This is a genomic window from Streptomyces sp. NPDC002125 (genome assembly GCF_053593715.1).
The window spans coordinates 89,254-111,555 of sequence record NZ_JBSFDD010000014.1 but is presented as its reverse complement, the minus strand read 5'-3'; the positions used below and the strand labels follow the sequence as shown (position 1 = coordinate 111,555).

At 72.6% G+C, this 22,302-nt stretch carries 20 protein-coding genes; 10 read left to right on the top strand and 10 right to left on the bottom strand.

Annotation, left to right across the window (positions count from 1 at the left end; translation table 11 throughout):
* Positions 1 to 14: 14 nt before the first annotated feature.
* Genes ACWCQM_RS23620 through ACWCQM_RS23610 form a run of 3 tightly spaced genes read right to left on the bottom strand, consistent with a single transcriptional unit; the run spans position 15 to position 2,661 of the window.
* Positions 15 to 803 carry a polysaccharide deacetylase family protein gene (locus tag ACWCQM_RS23620; RefSeq protein ID WP_450917207.1) on the bottom strand — a complete coding sequence of 263 codons (789 nt, stop codon included), beginning with the start codon at positions 801 to 803 and terminating at the stop codon, positions 15 to 17.
* Positions 804 to 832: 29 nt separating this feature from the next.
* On the bottom strand, positions 833 to 1,837 hold the full coding sequence (locus ACWCQM_RS23615; protein WP_450917132.1) for a glycosyltransferase family 2 protein: 1,005 nt from the start codon (positions 1,835 to 1,837) through the stop codon (positions 833 to 835).
* A complete protein-coding gene (locus ACWCQM_RS23610; protein WP_450917131.1) occupies positions 1,834 to 2,661 on the bottom strand; it encodes a glycosyltransferase family 2 protein in 828 nt (275 codons plus the stop codon). The genes ACWCQM_RS23615 and ACWCQM_RS23610 overlap by 4 nt, the downstream gene beginning before the upstream one ends.
* Positions 2,662 to 3,580: 919 nt before the next feature.
* Between ACWCQM_RS23610 and ACWCQM_RS23605 the strand changes: the two genes are divergently transcribed.
* Together ACWCQM_RS23605 and ACWCQM_RS23600 are read left to right on the top strand one after the other, a co-directional pair.
* On the top strand, positions 3,581 to 4,387 hold the full coding sequence (locus ACWCQM_RS23605; protein WP_450917130.1) for an SGNH/GDSL hydrolase family protein: 807 nt from the start codon (positions 3,581 to 3,583) through the stop codon (positions 4,385 to 4,387).
* Between the two features lie 445 nt (positions 4,388 to 4,832).
* The gene (locus tag ACWCQM_RS23600; protein WP_073751254.1) at positions 4,833 to 5,096 is read left to right on the top strand and encodes a hypothetical protein; all 264 of its coding nucleotides are present in this window, start codon (positions 4,833 to 4,835) and stop codon (positions 5,094 to 5,096) included.
* Positions 5,097 to 5,106: 10 nt separating this feature from the next.
* Here the strand turns inward: ACWCQM_RS23600 and ACWCQM_RS23595 are convergent, their stop codons facing one another.
* The 4 genes from ACWCQM_RS23595 to hmgA all read right to left on the bottom strand — a co-directional run bounded on the left by ACWCQM_RS23595 (position 5,107) and on the right by hmgA (position 9,853).
* Entirely contained in the window at positions 5,107 to 6,336 is a 1,230-nt protein-coding gene (locus ACWCQM_RS23595) for a CaiB/BaiF CoA transferase family protein (RefSeq protein ID WP_450917129.1), read from the bottom strand.
* A gap of 61 nt (positions 6,337 to 6,397) precedes the next feature.
* On the bottom strand, positions 6,398 to 7,621 hold the full coding sequence (locus tag ACWCQM_RS23590; protein WP_450917128.1) for a type ISP restriction/modification enzyme: 1,224 nt from the start codon (positions 7,619 to 7,621) through the stop codon (positions 6,398 to 6,400).
* A gap of 92 nt (positions 7,622 to 7,713) precedes the next feature.
* Positions 7,714 to 8,490, bottom strand: coding sequence for a GntR family transcriptional regulator (locus tag ACWCQM_RS23585; protein WP_450917127.1), 777 nt, complete (start codon positions 8,488 to 8,490; stop codon positions 7,714 to 7,716).
* A 43-nt stretch (positions 8,491 to 8,533) separates the two neighbouring features.
* The gene (gene hmgA, locus ACWCQM_RS23580) at positions 8,534 to 9,853 is read right to left on the bottom strand and encodes a homogentisate 1,2-dioxygenase (protein ID WP_450917206.1); all 1,320 of its coding nucleotides are present in this window, start codon (positions 9,851 to 9,853) and stop codon (positions 8,534 to 8,536) included.
* A 103-nt stretch (positions 9,854 to 9,956) separates the two neighbouring features.
* On the opposite strand from hmgA, the gene ACWCQM_RS23575 reads away from it, so the two are divergent.
* From ACWCQM_RS23575 to ACWCQM_RS23550, 6 genes are all read left to right on the top strand, one after another.
* Positions 9,957 to 10,592: a TetR/AcrR family transcriptional regulator gene (locus tag ACWCQM_RS23575; protein ID WP_450917126.1), complete on the top strand. Its 636-nt coding sequence runs from the start codon at positions 9,957 to 9,959 to the stop codon at positions 10,590 to 10,592.
* A 276-nt stretch (positions 10,593 to 10,868) separates the two neighbouring features.
* Positions 10,869 to 13,082, top strand: a complete 2,214-nt coding sequence (locus ACWCQM_RS23570) for a molybdopterin oxidoreductase family protein (protein WP_450917125.1) — start codon at positions 10,869 to 10,871, stop codon at positions 13,080 to 13,082.
* 121 nt (positions 13,083 to 13,203) lie between these two features.
* On the top strand, positions 13,204 to 14,607 hold the full coding sequence (locus tag ACWCQM_RS23565; RefSeq protein WP_450917124.1) for a CitMHS family transporter: 1,404 nt from the start codon (positions 13,204 to 13,206) through the stop codon (positions 14,605 to 14,607).
* Complete coding sequence (locus ACWCQM_RS23560; protein ID WP_450917123.1) at positions 14,607 to 15,914, top strand: MFS transporter; 1,308 nt, start codon at positions 14,607 to 14,609, stop codon at positions 15,912 to 15,914. The genes ACWCQM_RS23565 and ACWCQM_RS23560 overlap by 1 nt, the downstream gene beginning before the upstream one ends.
* A gap of 205 nt (positions 15,915 to 16,119) precedes the next feature.
* Positions 16,120 to 17,514 (top strand): aldehyde dehydrogenase family protein, encoded by a 1,395-nt coding sequence (locus ACWCQM_RS23555; RefSeq protein WP_450917122.1) that lies wholly within the window; start codon positions 16,120 to 16,122, stop codon positions 17,512 to 17,514.
* A gap of 110 nt (positions 17,515 to 17,624) precedes the next feature.
* Positions 17,625 to 18,704, top strand: a complete 1,080-nt coding sequence (locus tag ACWCQM_RS23550) for a Zn-dependent alcohol dehydrogenase (RefSeq protein WP_450917121.1) — start codon at positions 17,625 to 17,627, stop codon at positions 18,702 to 18,704.
* Positions 18,705 to 18,757: 53 nt separating this feature from the next.
* Here the strand turns inward: ACWCQM_RS23550 and ACWCQM_RS23545 are convergent, their stop codons facing one another.
* Positions 18,758 to 19,258: an ATP-binding protein gene (locus ACWCQM_RS23545; protein WP_450917120.1), complete on the bottom strand. Its 501-nt coding sequence runs from the start codon at positions 19,256 to 19,258 to the stop codon at positions 18,758 to 18,760.
* A 144-nt stretch (positions 19,259 to 19,402) separates the two neighbouring features.
* On the opposite strand from ACWCQM_RS23545, the gene ACWCQM_RS23540 reads away from it, so the two are divergent.
* Together ACWCQM_RS23540 and ACWCQM_RS23535 are read left to right on the top strand one after the other, a co-directional pair.
* Positions 19,403 to 20,275: a helix-turn-helix domain-containing protein gene (locus tag ACWCQM_RS23540; protein ID WP_450917119.1), complete on the top strand. Its 873-nt coding sequence runs from the start codon at positions 19,403 to 19,405 to the stop codon at positions 20,273 to 20,275.
* Positions 20,272 to 20,460 carry a DUF397 domain-containing protein gene (locus ACWCQM_RS23535; RefSeq protein WP_450917118.1) on the top strand — a complete coding sequence of 63 codons (189 nt, stop codon included), beginning with the start codon at positions 20,272 to 20,274 and terminating at the stop codon, positions 20,458 to 20,460. The genes ACWCQM_RS23540 and ACWCQM_RS23535 overlap by 4 nt, the downstream gene beginning before the upstream one ends.
* Before the next feature lie 102 nt (positions 20,461 to 20,562).
* Here ACWCQM_RS23535 and ACWCQM_RS23530 read toward each other — a convergent pair whose 3' ends face one another.
* Both ACWCQM_RS23530 and ACWCQM_RS23525 read right to left on the bottom strand, forming a co-directional pair.
* On the bottom strand, positions 20,563 to 21,525 hold the full coding sequence (locus ACWCQM_RS23530; RefSeq protein WP_450917117.1) for a DMT family transporter: 963 nt from the start codon (positions 21,523 to 21,525) through the stop codon (positions 20,563 to 20,565).
* Positions 21,526 to 21,574: 49 nt separating this feature from the next.
* Complete coding sequence (locus ACWCQM_RS23525; RefSeq protein ID WP_450917116.1) at positions 21,575 to 22,294, bottom strand: ArsR/SmtB family transcription factor; 720 nt, start codon at positions 22,292 to 22,294, stop codon at positions 21,575 to 21,577.
* Between the last annotated feature and the right edge of the window lie 8 nt (positions 22,295 to 22,302).

Genomic DNA, 22,302 nt, shown 5'->3' with positions numbered 1-22,302 from the left:
CCGGCCCTCCGGGATCAGCCCCGGTCCGCGGCCGTCCCGGGCGCGGCGAGCCTCCGCCGCGCCCGGCGCGCGCCGCGTACGACGGCGAACCCCTTGGTGAGTACCCGGTCGGCCGCGAACGCACGGGCGACATCCCGGCCCTCGACCAGCCGTGCGAACTCGGCGGCCCCGGTGCTCCGGCGGACGGTCACCCGCTCCAGGGCGTACGGCCCCTGGCGGCGACGGGCCAGCGCGTTTCCCACGGCGAGGGACTGCGCGAAGCCCGCCGCCCTGACCGATCGCCTCACCCGGCGGGTGGAGTAGCCGTAGGGATAGGCGAAGGAGACCGGAGGCGCGCCCAGTTCGGCGCCGACGATCTCCCGGCAGCGCACGGCCTCGGACCGCAGCGCAGTGTCGCCGAGCTGGTCCAGCTGCGGGTGCGTATGGCTGTGGCCGCCGATCTCCACACCCGTGGACGCGAGTTCGCGCACCTGGCCCCAGTCGAGCATGGCGTCCAGGGCACCCCCCTCGTCGTACGGCCCGCGCAGCCAGCCCGTGGTGACGAAGACGGTCGCCGTGAAACCGTGCTCGGCCAGCACCGGCAGGGCGTGCCGGTGCACCCCCTCGTAACCGTCGTCGAAGGTGATCAGCACCGGCCGGGACGGCAGGGGCCGCCCCGTGCGCCAGCTCTCGCCCAGCGCCGCCGTGGTCAGCGGGGTGAACCCGCGCCGGGCGAGGATCTCCATCTGCGTCCGGAAGGCGCCGGGTGACACCGACAGGCCGTACACGCCATCGGCCGGGCGCCGGCCGACGGCGTGGTACATCAGGATCGGCACGGCGCCGTCCGGCGGACTCACCGCACCTCCTCACCCACGACCGCCGTGGGGCGGGCCCCCGGTACGGCGAAGGACGTGCCGTCGCGCCGGGCCCGGACGCTCCCCACCGCGTATCCGGCAGCCGCTGCGAGCACCCCCGTCACGATGGCGCCCGCACGCCCCGCTCCGCCGGGCCGGCCGAGCAGGCCGTCCCGCAGGCCCCGCAGCACCCCGGCAGGGAGCACCCGGGCGGTGTAGCGGCGCTCGGACTCCAGCCCCCGGGCCGCCCCGACACTCCGGGACACGAGGGCCTTGGAGAGCCCCTCGGCGTAGGTTCTCGTACGGAAATAGCCGAACCGCTCCCTGGGCGCGGGGACCTTGTGGTGGATCACCGCGCGGTCGTCGATCAGCAGCACCGCCCCCGGGAGCGCGCGGGTGAGCCGGATGCACAGCTCGGCCTCCTCGCCGCCCAGCGGGCGCCTGTCACCGCCCCGCCCGATGCCGGTGGCGAAGCCGCCCGCCGCGTCGAAGGCCGTACGCCGGAACGAGGCGTTGCCGCCGAGGACGTTGCGGACCCTGACCGTGCCGGGCGGCAGCCCCCGGTAGGTGCAGCCGACCACCCAGTCGAACTCCTCCGGGAACCAGGCGGGCCGGCGGCCCGAGGCCCAGGAGGGCAGGGTACGGCCGCCGACGGCCATCACCCCCGGATCGTCGTAGCCCTTCCCGAAGTGGCGCAGCCAGTCCCGCTCGGCCACCGCGTCGTCGTCGAGGAACGCGACGAAGCCGCCCCGGGACGCGGCGATGCCGGTGTTGCGGCCCGCCGAGAGGCCGCGGGGACCCGCGTTCGCGAGCACCCGCACCTCCGAGGAGTCGCCGTATTCCTCGGAAAGGCGCTCCAGCAGTGCCCTGTTGTGGTCCACCACCAGCAGGATCTCCTCCGCGGGGAGGGACTGCTCCCGTACGGAACGGACGGCCGCGAGGATGTCCTCCCAGCGCTCCTCGGTGTAGACACAGATGACCACGGAGAAGTCGCGCCGGCTCACAGCCCCTGCCCCCGGCCGACGGCGGCGGGCAGGGCCGCCGGGCGGCGGGCGCGGCGTACCCGCTTCTCCCGGAGGATCACCCTGAGCACCCGGAGCCCGTCGCGCACCGCGCTGAGGTTGCTCACCCCGTGGATGCGGTTGTACTCGTGGCTGGGCACCTCCTGGACGCGGAGGCCCGCCTTGACCACCCGGATGTTCATCAGGGTCTCGATCTCGAAGCCGGTGCAGTCCAGGGTGATCCTGTCGAGGCAGTGCTTCCAGAAAGCGTTGTAGCCGTAGCAGAGGTCGGTGTAGCGGGCCCCGAACTTGCGGTTGACCACCGTGCACAACGCCCGGTTGCCGAGCCTGCGGACGGGTGTCATGTCGTCCGTGCCGCCGCCGTTGGCGAAGCGCGAGCCCTTGGCGAAGTCCGCGCCGCCGACCAGCGCGGAGACGTAGCTGACGATCTCCTCACCGTCCGCCGAGCCGTCAGCGTCGACCATCACGATGATGTCGCCGGTGCAGGCGGCGAAGCCACTGATCAGGGCGTCCCCCTTGCCCTTGCCGACCTGCTTCACGACGACGACGTCCGGCCTGAGTTCCTGGGCGACCCGGATGGTGTCGTCGGTGGAATTCCCGTCGACGAGCACGACTTCATGAATCCAGTCGGGCAGGGTCTTGAACACATGGGGAAGATTCTCCGCCTCGTTCATGGCGGGAATCACGACACTTACCGGCGGCGCTATCGCGAGATGGGAAGAGATCGGTCGGTATTCGCTCTCCATTCGAGCGACTTCGGTCTCTTCGGCGGAAGATCTGGTCGAGGAAGGCAGAACTGAACTCATGAGTCATTTCCCTCTCGTCCGGTGGACGGCCCGCCCCCGGGCCGTCCGGATAAAGGTCCGGTTCGAAAGGGGGGTCCTCATCCCGGCCATGGCGGAGCCACGCTCCGAGCAGGCTGGATGAGCTGGCACAACTGGCCGCACGGCGACCGGCTCGAACGAGCACGGCCGCTTGGCGCGGCACCCCCCTGACGCGCACCGCTCCGGTATCCACCGCGGCTGCCTGAGCCCTCCCCTGGAGCCGCTGCGTGATGGGCCGTTGCGAGTGGATGCGCGACGTAATGAACGAGGGGAACTGTATGCCAAGAACTGGGACGAGGTCTCGGATTTTCCGGACTTTGACGGAACTGTCACATTCCGCCGTGGAATTGACGCTTCCTATTCCCTCGCGTTCTGCGGATCACCGGGAGCTTTACCGCCGGGAAAATGATCAGAGCGGAAAGGGAAATGATCTGGACGGAATTCCGTGCTGACCTGCTGCCCGGCGCCGGCGGGGTGTGGGGCGCCGCGAGATCGACGACGGGCGATCCGGCGGCCGGGACGGCGGCCGGCCCGCCCTCCCAGGGCCCGGCGGACGGGCGTGGAGCGTGGCTGGTGGGGTTGTGAAGAGGCGGGACGGCGCAAAGGGCGCACGGCAGTGGTGAATCGAGGTCGGCGAGATCCGGCACCGCATCGGCCCCTGCCGCCGCCGCGCGGCCCTGCGGAACGTGCGGCGCGTCTGCCCCTGCTGTCCCTGTCTCATCGGTGATGATCCGCATTGGCGACTTTGCCCCCCGGTGCGCCGGATGCCGGATTTCAATGTGACGCAACGCCATCAGCCCGTCAAGAAGCCCTCGTTCAAGCTTCTTGGCATGGACACTTCCGGAATTCGGACTCGTACTGCTACTACGGAGTAGGCAGAGATCCTGCCCAAGGAGGTTCCATGAAAATGTCCAGACTCGTGGCGTTCTCGTCCTCTCTCCTGCTCGGCACCGTCCTCGCCCTGACCGGTGCCGGCGTCGCCCAGGCCAAGGAATCCGCGGCCGTCGACTACGTCGCCCTCGGTGACTCGTACTCCTCCGGGGTCGGGGCCGGCAGCTACGACAGCGCGAGCGGCGACTGCAAGCGCAGCACCCGTGCCTATCCCGCCCTCTGGGCCGCCGCCAACAGCCCCGCCTCGTTCGCCTTCACGGCCTGCTCGGGGGCCAGGACCAACGATGTGACGGCCGGCCAGCTCGGTCCGCTCAGTTCCTCCACCGACCTCGTCTCGATCTCCATCGGCGGCAACGACGCGGGCTTCGCCGACGTCATGACCACCTGCGTCCTGCAGTCCGAAGCCACCTGTCTGAGCCGGATCGCCACCGCCCGCGCCTACGTCGACTCGACCCTCCCCGGCCGGCTGGACTCCGTGTACACGGCGATCAGCGCCAAGGCGCCCGCCGCGCGGGTCGTCGTCCTCGGCTACCCCCGCTTCTACAAGCTCGCCGGCAGCTGCATCACCGGTCTGAGTGAGAACGAGCGTTCCGCCATCAACGGCGCCGCCGACTACCTCAACGCGGCCACCGCCAAGCGCGCCGCCGACCACGGCTTCACCTTCGGCGACGTCACCACGACCTTCACCGGGCACGAGATCTGCTCGGGCAGCGCCTGGCTGCACAGCGTGAACTGGCTGAACATCGGTGAGTCCTACCACCCCACTGCCGCAGGGCAGTCGGGCGGCTATCTGCCCGTCCTCAACGCGAACGACTGACCGGAGCCCGAGGCTCGTAGCCCGGAACCCGAGGGTCCGGCCCGGAGCCCGATACCCGAAGACCGGAGTGGCGGGAAGCGATCCCGCCGGGAGGAGGGTCCCGCCGTGCCGGGGCTCCTCCCGGCGGGCTCGTTCCCGCGGATCACGGGCGGCGTACGGAAGCACTTCGAACCACCGGCGGCCGGACGAAGCCCCGGCGTGCGCCCCGGTCGCGCACAACCCCCCCGTACCGGTCGCGTGCGTCCCGCGCACCTGCGGCGGCGCCGGGAGCAGCCGATTCCCCGCCGATCAGCCCATTCCGGCCCGGAACAGGCGGGGTCCGGTAACGGGCCGTCAACCTCCGTACACGAGTGTGCAATCCTGCGGCCGGGATACACGGGTGTGGTCGGAGGACGATAGGGTTAACCTGCCCGGGCCGGGTGCCCTCGTACGGGTGGGGAGTGACATGGAACAGATAACGGTGCGCAGCAGGCCGCGTGTGCCTGCAATCACATGTGGGAGCGGTGCGACCAGTTCGCGCCTCGACCGCCATCTCGCAGTGCTGGGCGGCCCCGCCGTTCCGCAGCGCGAGTCGGCCGAGGCGACGCTGCTGATGCTCGAACTCACGTCGCGCGACGCCGCGCACAGTCGCAGGAGCAGGAGCGCGCGTGTCTCGCTCTTCGCACCGCTGCGGCGACTGCGGCGCTCGCTCTTCGGCAGCCGCCACTGACCGACGGCTGTCAGGACCGGTCCGGCCCACCGCTCAGGGCCGCGTCCACGATCACTCCGTCCCGGCGCAAGGCTGCTGTCTGCCCGCCCGTCATCCCCAGGGCGCGCAGCGTTGCGTCGGTGTGTTCCCCCAGCGCCGGTACGGCACCCATCGGCGTCGGCGCTCCGCCCGGCAGCGTGATCGGGGGCACCAGCGCGCGCAGTTCGCCGACGGGTGTGGTCACGTCCCGCCATCGGTCCCGCGCGGCCAGCTGAGGATGCGCGGCCACATCCGCGACCGTGTTCAGCCGCGCGCAGGCGATCCCCGCCGCGTCCAGCCGCGCCAGCGCCTCCTCCCCGCTCAGCGCCGCGAGTGCCCCGGCCACCACCGCGTCCGTCCGCTCCCGGTTCGCGGTCCGCGCGGTGTTCGTCGCGAAGTCCGGGTCGCCGGCCAGCCCGGGCCGCTCCAGCACCTGTTCCGCGAGCCGCCGCCACTCCCGGTCGTTCTGCACGGAGAGCAGCACCCGTTCCCCGTCGGCGGTGGCGTACGCGTCGTACGGGGCGATGACCGCGTGCGCGAGCCCGGTGCGTGCCGGGGTCCCGCCCCCGTGCATCCCGTGGTGCAGCGGGTGCCCCATCCACTCGGCCAGCGAGTCCAGCATCGAGATCTCCACCGGGCCCCCGCGCCCGGTCGTGGCGCGCCTCAGCAGAGCGGCCAGGACACCGGAGAAGGCGTACATCCCGGCCGCGATGTCGGCGGCCGGAATCCCCGCCTTCACGGGCTCCCCGGGGGTCCCCGTGACGGACACCAGGCCCGCTTCGCACTGGACGAGCATGTCGTAGGCCCGCTTGTGGGCGTACGGACCGTCCGCGCCGTAGCCCGAGATGTCGACGGCGACGAGCCGGGGGTGCGCGGCGCAGAGGGTGGCGGCATCCAGCCCCAGCCGGGCCGCGGCCCCCTGTGCCAGGTTCTGTACGAACACATCGGCCCCGGCCACGAGCCGGCGCACCACCTCCAGGCCGCGCGGGTCCTTGAGGTCGACCGCGACGGACTCCTTGCCCCGGTTGCACCAGACGAAGTGGGAGGCGAGCCCGCGCGCCGCGGTGTCGTAGCCGCGTGCGAAGTCGCCCCCGTCCGGGCGCTCGATCTTGACGACCCGCGCGCCGAGGTCGGCGAGCTGCCGGGTGGCGAAGGGTGCGGCGACTGCCTGTTCGACGGCCACCACGGTGACACCGTCCAGGGGGAGGGGCTGTGTGCTCATGAGCAGCGTGCTTACCGTGTACGCGGCCCTCCTGTCACGCGGGGCGCCGGTGACCGGGCGGTCAGAGCAGCGCGAACTGCCCGTCCGGGCCCTCCTCCTGGTGGTCGAGCACGGACGCGGGCCGCCGGGCCGCCGCGGGCACGGGGAGCACTCCGGCCGCGCGCAGCCCGTCACGGGTCAGCGCCTCCGCTCCGTCCAGCCGGTCCCGCAGCGCCGCCTGCCGGGGCTCCAGGCCGTCGAGCAGGGCGAGCACGGTGATCAGTTCGAGCAGCTCCGAGGTCCGTTCGCGCGGCCAGTCGCGCGGCCCGACCGCCGCGAGGCCCTCCGCCGGTGCCGTGCGCCGCTCGAACCAGAGCTCCAGCATGCGCACCCCGCCGACCCGGAAGTCCCAGGCCCCCGAGGGCACGGGCGAGACGCGCCCCTCGCCGACGAACAGCGTCTCCTCGGCGGCGTCGTAGCGCAGAGCGTCCGGCCGGGCCGGGATCGCGGCCCGCACATACGGGCGACGGCCGCCCGGCAGCCGGGGGCGTTCCCCGTCGCGTGCCCCGCGCAGGTGCAGCCGCAGCAGCTCCCGGCCCAGCTCGACGCCGTCCGCCCACAGGTCCCCGTCGGCCGGCAGGGGCACCAGGGGCCCGGCGGGGGAGGGCAGCGCGGCGGCTAGGGCCCAGCAGAGGACGGACTCGGCGGTGACGGCGGCTCCGAAGCGGGCACCGAGCAGGACGGACAGACCGGGGGCGAGGTTGGGTTCGAGGCCGCCGGGCCGCCGGTAGAGCGGGCGTATCCGACCGGGGCGCCCGGCGGGGGAGTGCCCGTCGGGCAGCAGCGCGGTCGCGGACAGCGCGGGACCGGCGCCCTGTGGCACATGGCCGTGCTCGACGGCGAAGAGCTGGTTCCGGTCGGCGACCCGCCACAGCTCGGGACGCGCGGCGTCCAGCAGCCGGTGGTCCGGGATCAGCCACTGCTCGTCGAAGGGGCCGTGCAGGATGCGCACCGGCTCGGGATACGGCCCCGGGTCCCGGGCGAACGCGCTCGTCCCGGTGGACCGGCCCGGCAGCGCGGCTGCCGGGGTCATCGGCGTACGGGAACGGCTCGGCCCGAACAACCGCTCCCGCTCGGCGCCTTCGGCCCGCACGAGCAGGTCCCAGCGGGCCCGGAGCGAGGCGGCCTCCGGGGCGGTCACCCAGGCGCGGCCCGTTCTCAGCGGGGGCACGGACCAGGGCATGAGGTCGTCCAGCAGCGGGAGCGCTCCGCGCCCGCCCGCCATGGCCGCCGCCCGTGCTGCCACCGTGTCGTCCTCCCCGTCACCAGGTCCGCCGCCCCAGGCATCGTAACGACCGCCGGCCGCGCGCCGCCGCCGGTGCGCGGACCCTCACGGACTCAGTGGGCGTCCACCGTCACGGAGAAGGCGAAGCGGTCGCCCCGGTAGCGGATGCGGGCCACGTCCACCACCGTGCCGTCCTCGTCGTACGTCACGCCGGTGTAGTGGAGGATCGGACTGAGCAGCGGCACCTGGAGCAGCTCGGCCGTGACGGGGTCGGCGAGGCGGGCCTCGACGGTGTCCGTGATCCGGGAGATGCGTACGCCGACGGCGTCGCGCAGCACCTTCGTCATCGGCCAGCGCTCCAGATCGGTCACGTCGATCCGGGCGGCGATCTCCGGACGCACCGCGTTCTCCGCCCAGTTGGTGGGCTCGCCGGTCCCTTCGTCGCAGCGCAGCCGCCGGTAGCTGACGACCTCGGGGCAGCCCGGGAAGTACTCGGCGAGATCACCCGGGACGGGCGTCCTGCCGTGGCCGAGCACGGTCGTCCGCTCGCCCGACTGCTGGGCGACGATGGCGTCGATCGAACCCAGCAGCCTGACCGGCGAAACCCGCCGGGCGCGCGGCTCGATGAACGTCCCGCGCCGCCTGTGCCTGCTGATCAGCCCCTCGGTCTCCAGCTCCTTGAGCGCCTGGCGCATGGTCAGGACACTGACCCCGTAGTGCGCGGCGAGCTGCTCCTCGGTGGGCAGCCGCGTCGACGCGTCCTGGGGGCGGCCCAGTATGGAGGCGCGCAGGGACTGCGAGACCTGGTACCAGAGGGGCAGTTTCCGGTTCAGCACCAGGGAGTCGGGGGCGAAGCCGGGCGTCCGGCTCGCCTCGTTGACCTGATCCATCCGGTTCACCTGAGCTCTCTGGGCTGCGGCCGGCCGCGCGGTGTCACGGCCGGAAGTTGCGGCTCAGACCCTGCCACACCTTGTCGTATCCGCGCTGGAGATGGCCGGCGCCCGCGGCCTGCGCGGTCGCCGTGACGGGCCAGCGGGTCTCGAACATGAAGGCGAGGCCGTCGTCGATCTTCTGCGGCTTCAGCTCCGCGGTGCTCGCCCGGTCGAAGGTCTCACGGTCCGGGCCGTGCGCCGACATCATGTTGTGCAGGGAGCCGCCGCCCGGCACGAAACCGCCCGCCTTGGCGTCGTACGCGCCCTCGATGAGGCCCATGTACTCGCTCATCACATTGCGGTGGAAGTACGGCGGGCGGAAGGTGTCCTCGCCGACCAGCCAGCGCGGGGCGAAGACGACGAAGTCGACCCCGGCCAGGCCCGGGGTGTCGGACGGCGAGGTCAGCACGGTGAAGATCGACGGATCGGGGTGGTCGTAGCTGATCGTGCCGATGACGTTGAAGCGGCGCAGGTCGTAGACGTACGGAGTGTGGTTGCCGTGCCAGGCGACGACATCGAGCGGCGAGTGGCCGTACGTCGCCGACCACAGGTTCCCGCAGAACTTGTTGACCACCTCGACCGGGCCCTCGCGGTCCTCGTACGCGGCGACGGGCGCCAGGAAGTCCCGGGCGTTCGCCAGGCCGTTGGCGCCGATCGGGCCCAGGTCGGGCAGGACGAACGGCTGCCCGTAGTTCTCGCAGACATAGCCACGCGCGGTGGCGTCCAGCAGCTCGACGCGGAAGCGCACGCCGCGCGGGATCAGCGCCACCTGGCCCGGACCGGCCGCCAGCAGGCCCAACTCGGTGCGGAGCAGCAGTCCGCCGCGCTCGGGGACGATCAGGAGCTCGCCGTCGGAGTCGCTGAAGACCCGGTCGGTCATGGAGGCGTTCGCGCTGTAGAGGTGCACGGCCATGCCGGTGCGCCGGGTGACGTCGCCGTTGCCGCCCAGCGTCCACAGGCCGGTCAGGAAGTCCGTGCCGGACGCGGGTTCGGGGAGCGGGTCCCAGCGCAGCCGGTTGGGGTCCGGCACCGACTCGGTGAACGGCGCGCTGCGCAGGGCGCCGTTGTCGATGCGGACGAAGGCGGGATGGGCGGCCGAGGGGCGGATCCGGTAGAGCCAGGACCGGCGGTTGCGGGCGCGGGGTTCGGTGAAGGCGGAGCCGCTGAGCTGTTCCGCGTACAGCCCGAGAGGGGCGCGCTGGGGGGAGTTGCGGCCATGCGGCAGGGCGCCGGGAACGGCCTCCGAGCTGTGCTCGTTGCCGAAGCCGGGACTGTGGCCGAGGCCCCGTGCCGTCTTCCTCGCCTGCTCGATGCCGCTCATCATGCGCTCCCGGTGGATGAGGAATCCCATGGATCCCCTGACGAAGAATCCTATGCATCACCGTAGGAATCGAAACGTTGCCCGTCAACGGCATACGGGCATCATGGGGTCCGTGTCCCACGCTCATACGAACCTCCGACGCGTCCCCGTGCAGCAGCGCAGCGCCGACCGGCTCGCCCGGATCCTCGACGCCGGCGCGGAACTGCTCGACGAGACCGGCTACGAACTGCTCTCCACCCGGGCGGTCGCCGACCGTGCCGGGGTGCCCATCGGCTCCGTCTACCGCTTCTTCCCCAACAAGCGGGCCCTTGTCGACGCCTTGGCCGAGCGCAACCTCGACGTCTACGCGGGGCGGGTCGTCGCCAGACTGGAGGCGATACCGGAGCGGGAATGGCGGGCGGCCATCGACGCCGTACTCGACGAGTACCTCGCGATGAAGCGCTCCGTCCCCGGTTTCGCCCTCGTCGACTTCGGGCCTCCCGCACCCGTCACCGGTCCGCAGGACGAGGCGAACCGGCGCGTCGCGGACCGGCTGGCCGGGCTGCTCTCCGGCCATCTCGGGCGGGGCCGCGACGGAGCCCTGACCGATGCGGGGCTGCTCCGGACGGTGCTGGTCTCCGTGCAGGCGGCCGACGCCCTGCTCCAACTCGCCTTCCGCTCGGACCCGGAGGGCGACCCGGATCTGATCGCGGAGACCCGGATGCTGCTCCAGGCGTATCTGGCGCGCGTCCTGGCCTGAGGGCTGTCCCTGCACGTCCGGCCGCATCGTGATCCGAGTCCGGCTCGGTCCTGGCGGGAGCCCGGCCCTCGCTGGGAGCCCCGGCCCTCGCTGGGAGCCCCGGCCCTCGCTGGGAGCCCCGGCCCTCGCTGGGCCCCCCGAACCGGTGGCGTCCGCGTCTCGCCTCCATCCGTACCGGTCGGTATGCTCGGTCCGGCCGGAGTCCGCGCCCGCCGTGCGGGCGGCGGGCGGCCGGATCACGCCCGCGCGCCACCGCTGCCGCCCCGGGGAGGGCCCATGTCCCACGATTCCCGTACCGCCCTGCGTGTCTGCCCGCTCTGCGAAGCCACCTGTGGGCTGACCCTCACCATCGAGGGGACCACGGTCACCGGTGCCCGAGGTGACCGCGACGACATCTTCAGCCAGGGCTTCATCTGCCCCAAGGGCGCATCCTTCGGCGGGCTCGACGCCGACCCCGACCGGCTGCGCACCCCGCTCGTCCGCACGGACGGCGTCCTGCGCGAGGCGACATGGGACGAGGCCTTCGACGTGATCGCCGCGAAGATCCCCGCCCTGACCGAGGAGTACGGCAAGCAGGCCGTCGGCGTCTTCCTGGGCAACCCCAACGTGCACACGATGGCCGGCGGGCTCTATCCGCCGCTGCTGCTCGCCGCGCTCGGCACCCGTAACGTCTTCACCGCCAGCACCCTGGACCAGATGCCCAAGCACGTCTCCAGCGGTCTGCTCTTCGGCGATGCCCAGGCCATCCCCGTACCCGACCTGGACCGCACCGCCCACCTGCTCCTGATCGGCGCCAACCCGCTGGAGTCCAACGGCAGTCTGTGCACCGCCCCCGACTTCCCCGGCAAGCTCAAGGCGCTGCGCTGGCGCGGCGGCACCCTCACCGTCATCGACCCGCGCCGCACCCGCACCGCGCGCCTCGCCGACCGGCACGCCGCGATCCGGCCCGGCACCGACGCCCTCCTGCTCGCCGCGCTCACCCAGGTCCTCCTGGAGGAGAAGCTCGCCGACCCCGGCGCACTCACCGAGCACCTCGACGGTTACGACGAACTGGCCGAGGCCATCGCCGACTTCACCCCCGAGGCGGTGTCGGCCGCCTGCGACCTGGAGCCGGACACCATCCGGGGGATCGCCCGCGAGCTGGCCGCCGCTCCGTCCGCCGCCGTCTACGGACGCATCGGCAGCTGCACCGTCGAGCACGGCACCCTGGCCAGCTGGCTCGTCGACGTACTCAACATCCTCACCGGCAACCTCGACCGCCCCGGCGGGGCGCTCTTCCCGCTCTCCGCCACCGGCCGCGCGCCCCGTCCGGCGGCCCCCGGCAAGGGCTTCGCCCTCGGCCGCTGGAGGAGCAGGGTCTCCGGGCACCCCGAGGCCAAGGGCGAACTGCCCGTCGCCGCGCTCGCCGAGGAGATCGAGACCCCGGGGGAGGGCCGCATCCGCGCCCTCGTCGTCATCGCGGGCAACCCCGTGCTCTCCGCCCCCGACGGGGACCGGCTCGACCGGGCGCTGGCCGACGGCCTCGACTTCATGGTCAGTGTCGATCCGTATCTCAACGAGACCGCGCGCCACGCCGATGTCGTACTGCCCCCGCCGCCGCCCTCGCAGAGCGCCCACTTCGACTTCGCGCTCAACTCCCTGGCCGTCCGCAACCAGGTCCGGTACGGCAGGGCCGCCGTGCCGCTGGAGGAGGGCGGGATGGACGAGTGCGAGATCCTGGCCCGGCTCGTCCTCGCCGTGGGCGGCAACCACGGCGCGCCGCCCGAGTCCGTCGACGACCTGGTCATCGCGACGACGCTCGCCAAGGCAGGGGCACCCGAGACCCTCGCGGCCGAACTGACCGGCCTCACCGGCGCCGAGCGCCGCCTCGACCTGATGCTGCGCATGGGGCCGTACGGCCTCACGCTGGAGCAGCTCCTCGCGCATCCGCACGGGATCGACCTCGGCGCGCTCAAGCCGCGCGTCCCGCAGGTGCTCAAGACCCGCACCGGCCGCATCGAGCTCTTCCCGGAGCCCATCGCGGCCGATCTGCCCCGGCTGCGTGCCGCGCTCGCTGCCCGGCCTGCCGGGCTGGTCCTCGTGGGCCGCCGCCATCTGCGGTCCAACAACAGCTGGCTGCACAACGTCGCGGCGCTCCGCGGCGGTTCGAACGTCTGCACCCTCCAGATCCACCCCGAGGACGCAGCCAGGCTCGGTCTCGCCGAGGGGGGCACGGCCCGGATCACCGCTGCGGGCGGGGAGGTCGAGGCGCCCACGGAGATCACCGACGCGGTACGGACCGGGGTCGTGAGCCTCCCGCACGGCTGGGGCCACAGCCGTCCGGGCACCCGTATGACGGTCGCCGGGGCCGATCCCGGCGTCAATGTGAACCAGCTCCTGGACGGCAGCCTGCTGGACCCGCTGTCCGGGACCTCGGTGCTCAACGCCGTCCCCGTCTCCGTGACGGCGGTGCGCGACGCCGTCCCGGTCTCCGTGGCGCCAACTCGTTGACCTGGGGTTTTGCTCGTATTGCTCACACGTCAACATCTTGTTAACGCCGATCGGGGGCACCTAACGTCATCCGGACCGCCGGCTTCGGTCAGGGTTCAAAGGTGAACGTTAGGTATCCCATATGTTGACAATTCTTGGCTTTGCCATGATCGCGACCTTCCTGGTCCTGATCATGACGAAGAAGATGTCGCCGATCGCGGCGCTGGTCCTGATCCCCGCCCTGTTCTGCGTGGCCGTCGGGCAGGGCGCGCAGCTCGGCGACTACGTCATCGAAGGGGTCGGCAACCTCGCGCCGACCGCCGCGATGCTGATGTTCGCCATCGTCTACTTCGGCGTGATGATCGACGTCGGCCTCTTCGACCCGATCGTCCGGGGCATCCTGCGCTTCTGCAAGGCCGACCCGATGCGGATCGTCATCGGCACGGCGCTGCTCGCGGCGGTCGTCTCGCTGGACGGCGACGGCTCCACCACCTTCATGATCACCGTCTCGGCGATGTATCCGCTCTACAAGCGGCTGAAGATGAGCCTGGTCGTGATGACCGGCGTCGCCGCCACGGCCAACGGTGTCATGAACACCCTTCCCTGGGGCGGGCCCACCGCCCGTGCCGCCACCGCCCTCAAGGTGGACGCGGCCGACATCTTCGTCCCGATGATCCCGGCCCTCGCCGTCGGCCTGCTCGCCGTCATCCTGCTGGCCTGGGTGCTCGGCCGCCGTGAGCGCAAGCGGCTCGGCACGCTCACCCTCGACGAGGCGCTGGTCACCGAGCCCGAGACAGTCCTCGTCGGCGCGGGCGGCGGAGGGGACCGGCTCACGAAGGCCCCGAAGGGCACCGGGACCCCGAGCGGCACGGGCGGCGCCGAAGACGCGGAGGCGGACGAGGAGTTCAAGGGGCTCGACCCCCACCGGCCCACCCTGCGCCCCAAGCTCTACTGGTTCAACGCCGGTCTCACCGTCGTCCTGCTGGCCGCGATGATCCTCGAACTGATGCCGATCCCGGTCCTCTTCCTGCTTGGCGCGGCCCTCGCCCTCACCGTCAACTTCCCCCACATGCCCGACCAGCGGGCCAGGATCGCGGCCCACGCCGACAACGTGCTCAACGTCTCCGGCATGGTCTTCGCCGCCGCCGTCTTCACCGGCGTGCTCACCGGCACCGGTATGGTCGAACACATGGCGGACTGGCTCGTCGGGGCCATCCCCGACGGCATGGGCCCGCACATGGCCCTGGTCACCGGTCTGCTGAGCCTTCCCCTGACGTACTTCATGTCCAACGACGGCTTCTACTTCGGAGTCCTGCCCGTGCTTGCCGAGGCCGGCGCCGCCCACGGCGTCTCCCCCCTGGAGATCGCCCGCGCCTCCATCGCGGGCCAGCCGCTGCACATGTCGTCCCCGCTCGTGCCCGCCGTCTACGTCCTGGTCGGTATGGCCAAGGTCGAGTTCGGCGACCACACCCGGTTCACCGTCAAGTGGGCCGTGCTCACCTCGCTGGTGGTGCTCGGCGCGGGCATCCTCTTCGGGATCATCTGATGCCTCCGGAACCCCGGCCCGGCAGGGGCTGGCTGCTGCGCCTCGTCATCGCCTTCGCCTTCGCGCAGGGGGCGGTGTCGATGGCGCGGCCCGCCGTCTCCTACCGGGCCCTCTCGCTGGGCGCCGACGAGCGGGCGATCGGCGTCATCGCCGGTGTCTACGCGCTGCTGCCGCTCTTCGCCGCCGTACCGCTGGGCCGGCGCACGGACCACGGCCGCTGCGCGCCCCTGCTGCCCGTCGGGGTCCTCCTGATCGGCGGGGGCTGCGCGCTCAGCGGCACCTCGGGCTCCCTCGCGGCGCTGGCCGCCTGGAGCGGGGTCATGGGACTCGGCCACCTCTGCTTCGTCATCGGCGCGCAGTCGCTCGTCGCCCGCCAGTCGGCCCCCGCGGACCAGGACCGCAACTTCGGCCACTTCACCATCGGGGCCTCCCTCGGCCAGCTCGTCGGGCCGATCGCCGCGGGCTTCGTCATCTCCGAGCAGGACGGCGCCATGGCGCGTACGAGCGCCCTCGCCCTGCTCGTGTCGGCGGTCGTCGCCGCCGTCTCCTTGACCTCGCTCTGGCGCATCGAACACCGGCGCGCCGCCGTGAACGCCCGGAAGGAGGCGCAGAAGGTGCCGGTGGGCGCCATCCTGCGGACCCGGGGCGTGCCGGCCGGCATCTTCATCAGCCTCGCCGTGCTCAGCGCCACCGACATCCTCACCGCCTATCTGCCGGTCGTCGGCGAGCACCGGGGCATCGCGCCCGCCACCGTCGGGCTGCTGCTCAGCCTGCGGGCAGCCGCGACCATCGCGTGCCGGCTCGTCATGACACCGATGCTGCGCGTGGTCGGCCGGACCGCGCTGCTCTCCACGACCTGCCTGCTCGGCGGCCTGCTCTGCGCCGCCGTCGCCCTGCCCGTCCCCGTGTGGGGCCTCGCGGTGATGCTGGCCGTGCTCGGCTTCTGCCTCGGCGTCGGCCAGCCGCTCTCGATGACCACCGTCGTCCAGGCCGCCCCCGAGGCGGCCCGTTCCACCGCGCTTGCCCTCCGGCTCACCGGCAACCGCCTCGGCCAGGTCGCCGCGCCCGCCTCCGCCGGGCTGATCGCCGGAGTCGCGGGCACCGCCGCCCCGTTCGTGATGCTGGGCGCGCTGCTCGTCGGGGCGGCGGGACTCGGGCTGCGGGGCGGCGGACGGAGGGCCCCGGCACCGGCGGCCGAGGCGCCCGCGCCCCCCGCTGTGGCGCCCGCGCCCCCTTCCGAGGTGCCCGCACCCCGCGCCCGGGCACCCCGCGCCGAACGGCCCCGCGCCGAGCGGGACGCCTCCTGACCCCCGGCTCCTGAGAACCCGCCCCGCCGCGCCCCGGACGCCGGCCCTCCCGGCGTGGGACGGTTGCCGGGGTCCGTGCGTGACCTGTGTCTCCGGCCGTTCCCTGGCGCCCAAAAACTAACAGCGCTAGTTTGGGCCCGGGACGGCATCCGTCCGTACGACGCACGGCTTCGGCGGCAGGCACAGCGAGCCCGGGAGGAACAGCATGAAGGCGCATGACGGGATGTACATCGGCGGGGAATGGCGGCCCGCCTCGGGCCAGGACACGATCGCGGTCGTGAACCCGGCGGACGAGCAGGTCGTCGGGCACGTCCCCGCGGGAACCGCCGAGGACGTCGACGCGGCGGTACGGGCCGCACGCGCCGCCTTCCCCGGCTGGGCGGCCACCCCGCCCGCCGAACGGGCCGCCAGGATCGGCGTCCTGCGTGACGTGCTCGCCGCCCGCAAGGACGAGATCGCGGAGACGGTCACCGCCGAACTCGGCTCGCCGCTGCCGCTGTCCCAGATGGTGCACGCGGGCGTACCGGTGCTGGTCGCCGGTTCGTACGCCGAACTGGCCGCCTCGTACTCCTTCGAGGAGAAGCTGGGCAACTCCACCGTCCTGCTGGAGCCCGTCGGCGTCGTCGGCGCGATCACGCCCTGGAACTACCCGCTGCACCAGATCGTCGCGAAGGTGGCCCCGGCACTCGCCGCCGGCTGCACTGTCGTCCTGAAGCCCGCCGAGGACACCCCGCTCACCGCGCAGCTCTTCGCCGAGGCGGCCCACGAGGCGGGACTGCCCCCGGGTGTCTTCAACCTGGTCACCGGGATCGGCACGGTCGCCGGGCAGGCCCTCGCCGAGCACGAGGGCGTCGACCTGGTCTCCTTCACCGGCTCCACGGCCGTGGGCAAGCAGATCGGCGCCACGGCGGGAGCGGCCGTCAAGCGCGTCGCGCTGGAGCTCGGCGGCAAGTCCGCCAACGTGATCCTCCCGGGCGCGGACCTCGCCAAGGCCGTCAACGTCGGTGTCGCCAACGTGATGTCCAACTCCGGCCAGACGTGCAGCGCCTGGACCCGGATGCTGGTCGACGCCGAGCGGTATGAGGAGGCCGTGAGCCTCGCCGCCACCGCCGTCGCCAAGTACGTGCCCGGCGAGCGCGTCGGCCCCCTCGTCAACGCCAAGCAGCAGGCCCGGGTGCGGGGTTACATCGAGAAGGGCATCGAGGAGGGCGCCCGCCTCGTCGCGGGAGGCCCCGAGGCGCCGAAGGAGCAGGGCTACTACGTCAGCCCCACCGTCTTCGCCGACGTGACCCCGGACATGACCATCGCGCAGGAGGAGATCTTCGGCCCGGTGCTCTCCATCCTCCGCTACGAGGACACGGACGACGCGCTGCGGATCGCCAACGGCACCGTCTACGGACTCGCCGGGGCCGTCTGGGGTGCGGACGAGGAGGAGGCCGTGGCCTTCGCCCGCCGCATGGACACCGGCCAGGTGGACATCAACGGCGGACGCTTCAACCCGCTGGCCCCCTTCGGCGGCTACAAGCAGTCCGGGGTGGGCCGCGAGCTCGGCCCGCACGGCCTCTCCGAGTACCTCCAGACCAAGTCCCTCCAGTTCTGACCCCGCCGGTCCCACCGATCCGGCCGATCCCACGGATTCGGCCGATCCCACCGATCCGGCCGGTCCCACCGATCCGGCCCGATCCCACCGATCCACCGAGGAGTCTGTTCGTGGTCCGCGCCGCCGTACTGCCCGCCGTCGGAGCTCCCCTGGAGATCACCGACATCGAACTCCCGGAGCCCGGCCCCGGCCAGGTGAGCATCAGCCTCGCCGCCGCTGGTGTCTGTCACTCCGACCTGTCCCTGTCCAACGGCACCATGCGCCTGCCGGTCCCCGCCGTCCTGGGCCATGAGGGCGCGGGCACCGTGCTGGCCGTCGGCGAGGGCGTCACCCATGTCTCCGTGGGTGACCCGATCGTCCTCAACTGGGCCCCGTCCTGCGGGGCGTGCTTCCACTGCGGGATCGGCGAGATCTGGCTCTGCGCCGACGCGCTCAAGGGCGCGGCGAACATCCACGCCCGCACGGCCGACGGCACCGAGCTCCACCCCGGCCTGAACGTCGCGGCGTTCGCCCAGGAGACCGTCGTCGCCGCCAACTGCGTGCTGCCCGCCCCGGCCGGCATCCCGCTCGACGACGCGGCCCTGCTCGGCTGCGCGGTCCTGACCGGGTACGGGGCCGTCCACCACTCCGCCCGGGTGCGCGAAGGCGAGAGCGTCGTCGTCTTCGGGATCGGCGGGGTCGGCCTCGCGGTCCTCCAGGCCGCACGCATCGCCGGGGCGTCGAAGATCATCGCCGTGGACGTGTCACCGGAGAAGGAGGAGCTCGCCCGCAAGGCCGGCGCCACCGACTACGTCGTCGCCTCCGACACCACTCCGCGCGCCGTCCGCAAACTCACCGGCGGCCAGGGCGCGGACGTCGCCGTGGAGTGCGTCGGGCGCCCCGCCACCATCCGGGGGGCCTGGGAGTCCACCCGCCGGGGTGGCCGTACGACGGTCGTCGGCATCGGCGGCAAGGACCAGCAGGTGACCTTCAACGCCCTGGAGATCTTCCACTGGGGCCGCTCCCTCACCGGCTGTGTCTACGGCAACAGCGACCCGGCCCGCGACCTGCCCGTGCTCGCCGAGCACATCCGCGCCGGACGCTTCGACCTCTCCATGCTGGTGACGGAGCGGATCTCGCTGGACGGTATCCCGGCAGCCTTCGAGAACATGATCGCGGGCAAGGGCGGACGCGCGCTGGTCGTGTTCTAGCCGCAGCCCCGTTCTCTTCCGTGTACGACCGCCTCCTGCCGGGCTCGCGCCCGTCAGGAGGCGGGCAGCACGCACTCGGCCCAGACCGTCTTCCCGGGCGCCCGGTGCCTCGGGTACCAGCCCCAGCGGTCGGCGACCCCCGCCACGAGCAGTAGCCCCCGGCCTCCCTCCGCCGGCTCCGGACCAGGTGCGGGGACGGCGAGCTGCCCTGGCGGGGGCGGCACCCGTTCGCCCCGGGCGTCGCTCACCTCGACCCGGGCCACCGGCCGGGGCTCCGCGGTCACGCGCAGCAGCAGGTGGAAGTCCCGTCCGGGCACGTGCCCGTGCCGCACCGCGTTCGCCGTCAGCTCGGCCGCGACCAGCACGACCGCCTCGTGCGGCCCGGTCCCGTACGGCACACCCCACGCGTCGAGCCGTACGGCGACCAGCCGGCGGGCGAGCCGGGCGCCACGGGGAGTTGACGTGAACCGCATCGCGAAGAGCTGGGCGCCCGCGTGCGAAGAGAGGCCCGGGGGGCGGGTGGTGCTGCCGGGGCTGTCGAGGTTGCTCGTCATGACCACCACGGTCCTCCCGGTGGCGTAGCGTGACCAGTGGTGACGCACCGACGCGGTCCGCCTGTACGCGCGATGCGGGCGCCGGTACGTGGAGCACGGCGTGACCGCGCCCGACGGGGGCGCAGTCCCGGGAGACGGGGTGCGATGACGGCGGAACGGACAAGGCCCGAGGCCGGGGCGAGCGGGGACGACGAGAGCGGCGCCCGGGCGGCGGACAAGTCGAGCCAGGGCGTGGTCGTCGCGTTCGGGCAGAGCATGAAGACCCTGCGGGTGCGGGCGGGGATGGAGCGGGAGGAGCTGGGTAAGCGCCTCGGCTACTCCGCGTCGACCATCGCCTCCTTCGAGCAGGGCCGAAGAATCCCGCCGCCACGGGCGATCGACCGGACGGACGATGAGCTGGGTGCGGACGGTCTGCTGACGGTGTGGAAGGAGCAGTTGGAGCGGGCGCAGTACCCGGCGTTCTTCCAGGGGATGGTGGCCCTGGAGAAGCGGGCCGTGGAGTTGCTCGCGTACGACACCCTGGTGGTCAACGGCCTTTTGCAGACTGAGGAGTACATGCGGGCACTGCTCGGCAACCGTCGTCCGCCGCTCGACCCGGAGATCGTCGAGCAGCGCGTCACCGCTCGCCTGGCCCGGCAGGACATCTTCGACCGGAGGCCCGAGCCCTTCCTGAGTTACGTCATGTGCGAGTCGGTGCTCCGGCGGAAGTTCGGGGGCAGAGCGGTGCTGCGCGGGCAACTGGAGCAGCTGCTCCTCATCGGCCGACGCAGGAACGTCGAGTTGCAGGTCATGCCGCTCGACAGCGAGGACAACACGGGTGTGGACGGCCCCTTCACGGTCATCACCCGCGAGGACACCAAGAGGTTCGTCTACTCCGAGGCTCAGGGCGCAGGCGCCCTGGAGACGGATCCGAAGCAGGCCGTCGTCTCCGCCGCGCGCTATGGGATCATCCGGTCACAGGCTCTCACTCCGCGAGAGTCGCTGGCGTTTGTTGAGAAGTTGCTGGGAGAGCTATGAACAACACCGAATCCCTCGCTTGGTTCAAGAGCAGCTACAGCGGCGCGGAGGGCGGCCAGTGCATCGAGGTCGCGGCGGGCGTCGAGGCCGTGTTCGTGCGTGACTCCAAGTCCGTGGCCGGGCCGGTTCTCCAGGTGTCGCGGGAGGCCTGGGCAGGGCTCGTCGGGCTCGCCTCGGAGGCGTAGTACAGCGCGTGGTTGTACGCGCGAAGCCCTGCCTGTCCGCGTGGGACGGCAGGGCGCTCGCGTCCCCGGACCGGATTGGGCCGGGCCGTGCGGAGGTGCGGCTCAGCTCTCGGGGTCGCCGGACCGAGGCGAGGAAGCCGGGAGAGGCGTCCGTGCCGCCCGTGCGCGGGTCCGGGAGACCGCGACCCCGGCCAGGCAGAGCAGCCCGCCCGCGACCGTGAGCAGTGCCGGGACCTCGTCCAGCAGCAGCCATGACATCAGCACCACCAGGGCGGGCACCGCGTACGTCGTCGCGCCCATCCGGCCCGCCGTGGTCCTGGCCAGGGCATAGGCCCAGGTGGTGAACGCCAGCGCGGTCGGGAACACCCCGAGGTAGACCATGTTCAGCGTGGCGGACAGCGGGGCGTCGGCCGCCTCGGAGACCAGCACACCGCTGAACGGCAGACAGGCGACCGTGCCGATCAGGCAGCCGAACGTGGTGATCTGCAGGGCCGATCCGTGCCGGAGCGCCGGCTTCTGGCTGACCACGCCGCCGGCGTACGTCACCGCGGCCACCAGGCACAGCACGACGCCCAGGACCGACGAACTCCCGTGCCCCGACATGGAGAGCCCGACCACCACCGCGCCCGCGAACGAGACGGCCATGCCGACGAGCAGCCTTCTGGGCAGCCCCTCGCCGAGGAGACCGGCGCCGAGGAGGGCGATCAGGATCGGGCCGATGTTCACCAGCATCGCGGCGGTGCCCGCGTCGACCAGCTGCTCACCCCAGTTGAGCACCACCATGTAGAGCCCGAACCAGAGCAGCCCCGAGCCGATGATGCCCGGCCATGCCGCCCGGGACGGCAGCCCCTCGCGGCGTACGAGCAGGAACACGCCGAGGGTCAGGGTGCCGGCGAGCAGCCGGCCCAGTGCCAGCGCCCCCGGTGAGTACGCCTCACCGGCGCTGCGGATGGACACGAACGCGGAGGCCCAGAGGACGACCGTGGTGCATGCGGCGGCAGGGGCCCGCCAGTCGCGTCCCGCGGTGTTTTGCGCGGTGGGGCGCGCTGTCGGAGTCGTCGTCATGGGGTTGACGGTAGGCGGGGAACGCTTCGGCGCCCACCGAATTGACGGCTCACGTCAAGTGTCCGGGCTCGATGCCCAGGTGCCGCGAGAGCGCCCGCAGCCCGTCAGGGGTGGCGCGCACCGCCCTCCCCGTGCCGACCCGCTCGCACCACCCCGCGTCCAGCACGTGCCGGCACAGGGCGGCGCCCGAGACGCCCGCCAGATGCGGCCGCCGCTCGGTCCAGTCCAGGCAGCCGCGAGCCAGCGGACGCCGTGACGCCGTGTCGAGGCTGACCCCGAGGTCCTCGAACCACGCCAGGCCCTCGTCGGTGAGCGCGAAGCCGGTGTCCTGGCGCAGCAGCCCGCGTCCGGTCATCGCGTCGGTGATCCGGATGCCGAGCCGCCCGGCGAGGTGGTCGTAGCAGGTGCGCCCCCGGGCCAGCGCGTGCTGGAGGCTCGCCTCGCGCAGGGTGCGCGGGAGTTTCTCCGCGCCCGGGGCGGCGTGGGCGGCCAGTTCCTCGATCAGCTGGGCGGTCCGTCCGTCGGCCAGCCGTACGTAGCGGTGGCGGCCCTGGCGCTCCTCGGTGAGCAGGCCGCCCCCGACCAGCTTGCCCAGATGCTCACTCGCCGTGGACGGGGCCACGCCCGCGCCCCGCGCCAGCTCACCCGCCGTCCAGGCCCGTCCGTCGAGCAGGGCGAGGCAGAAGGAGGCGCGGGTCTCGTCCGCCAGCAGTGCGGCCAGCGCGGCGAGCCTGGGGGCTGCCGGATCGTTCGGTCTCGTACGGGCCATGCGTCCAG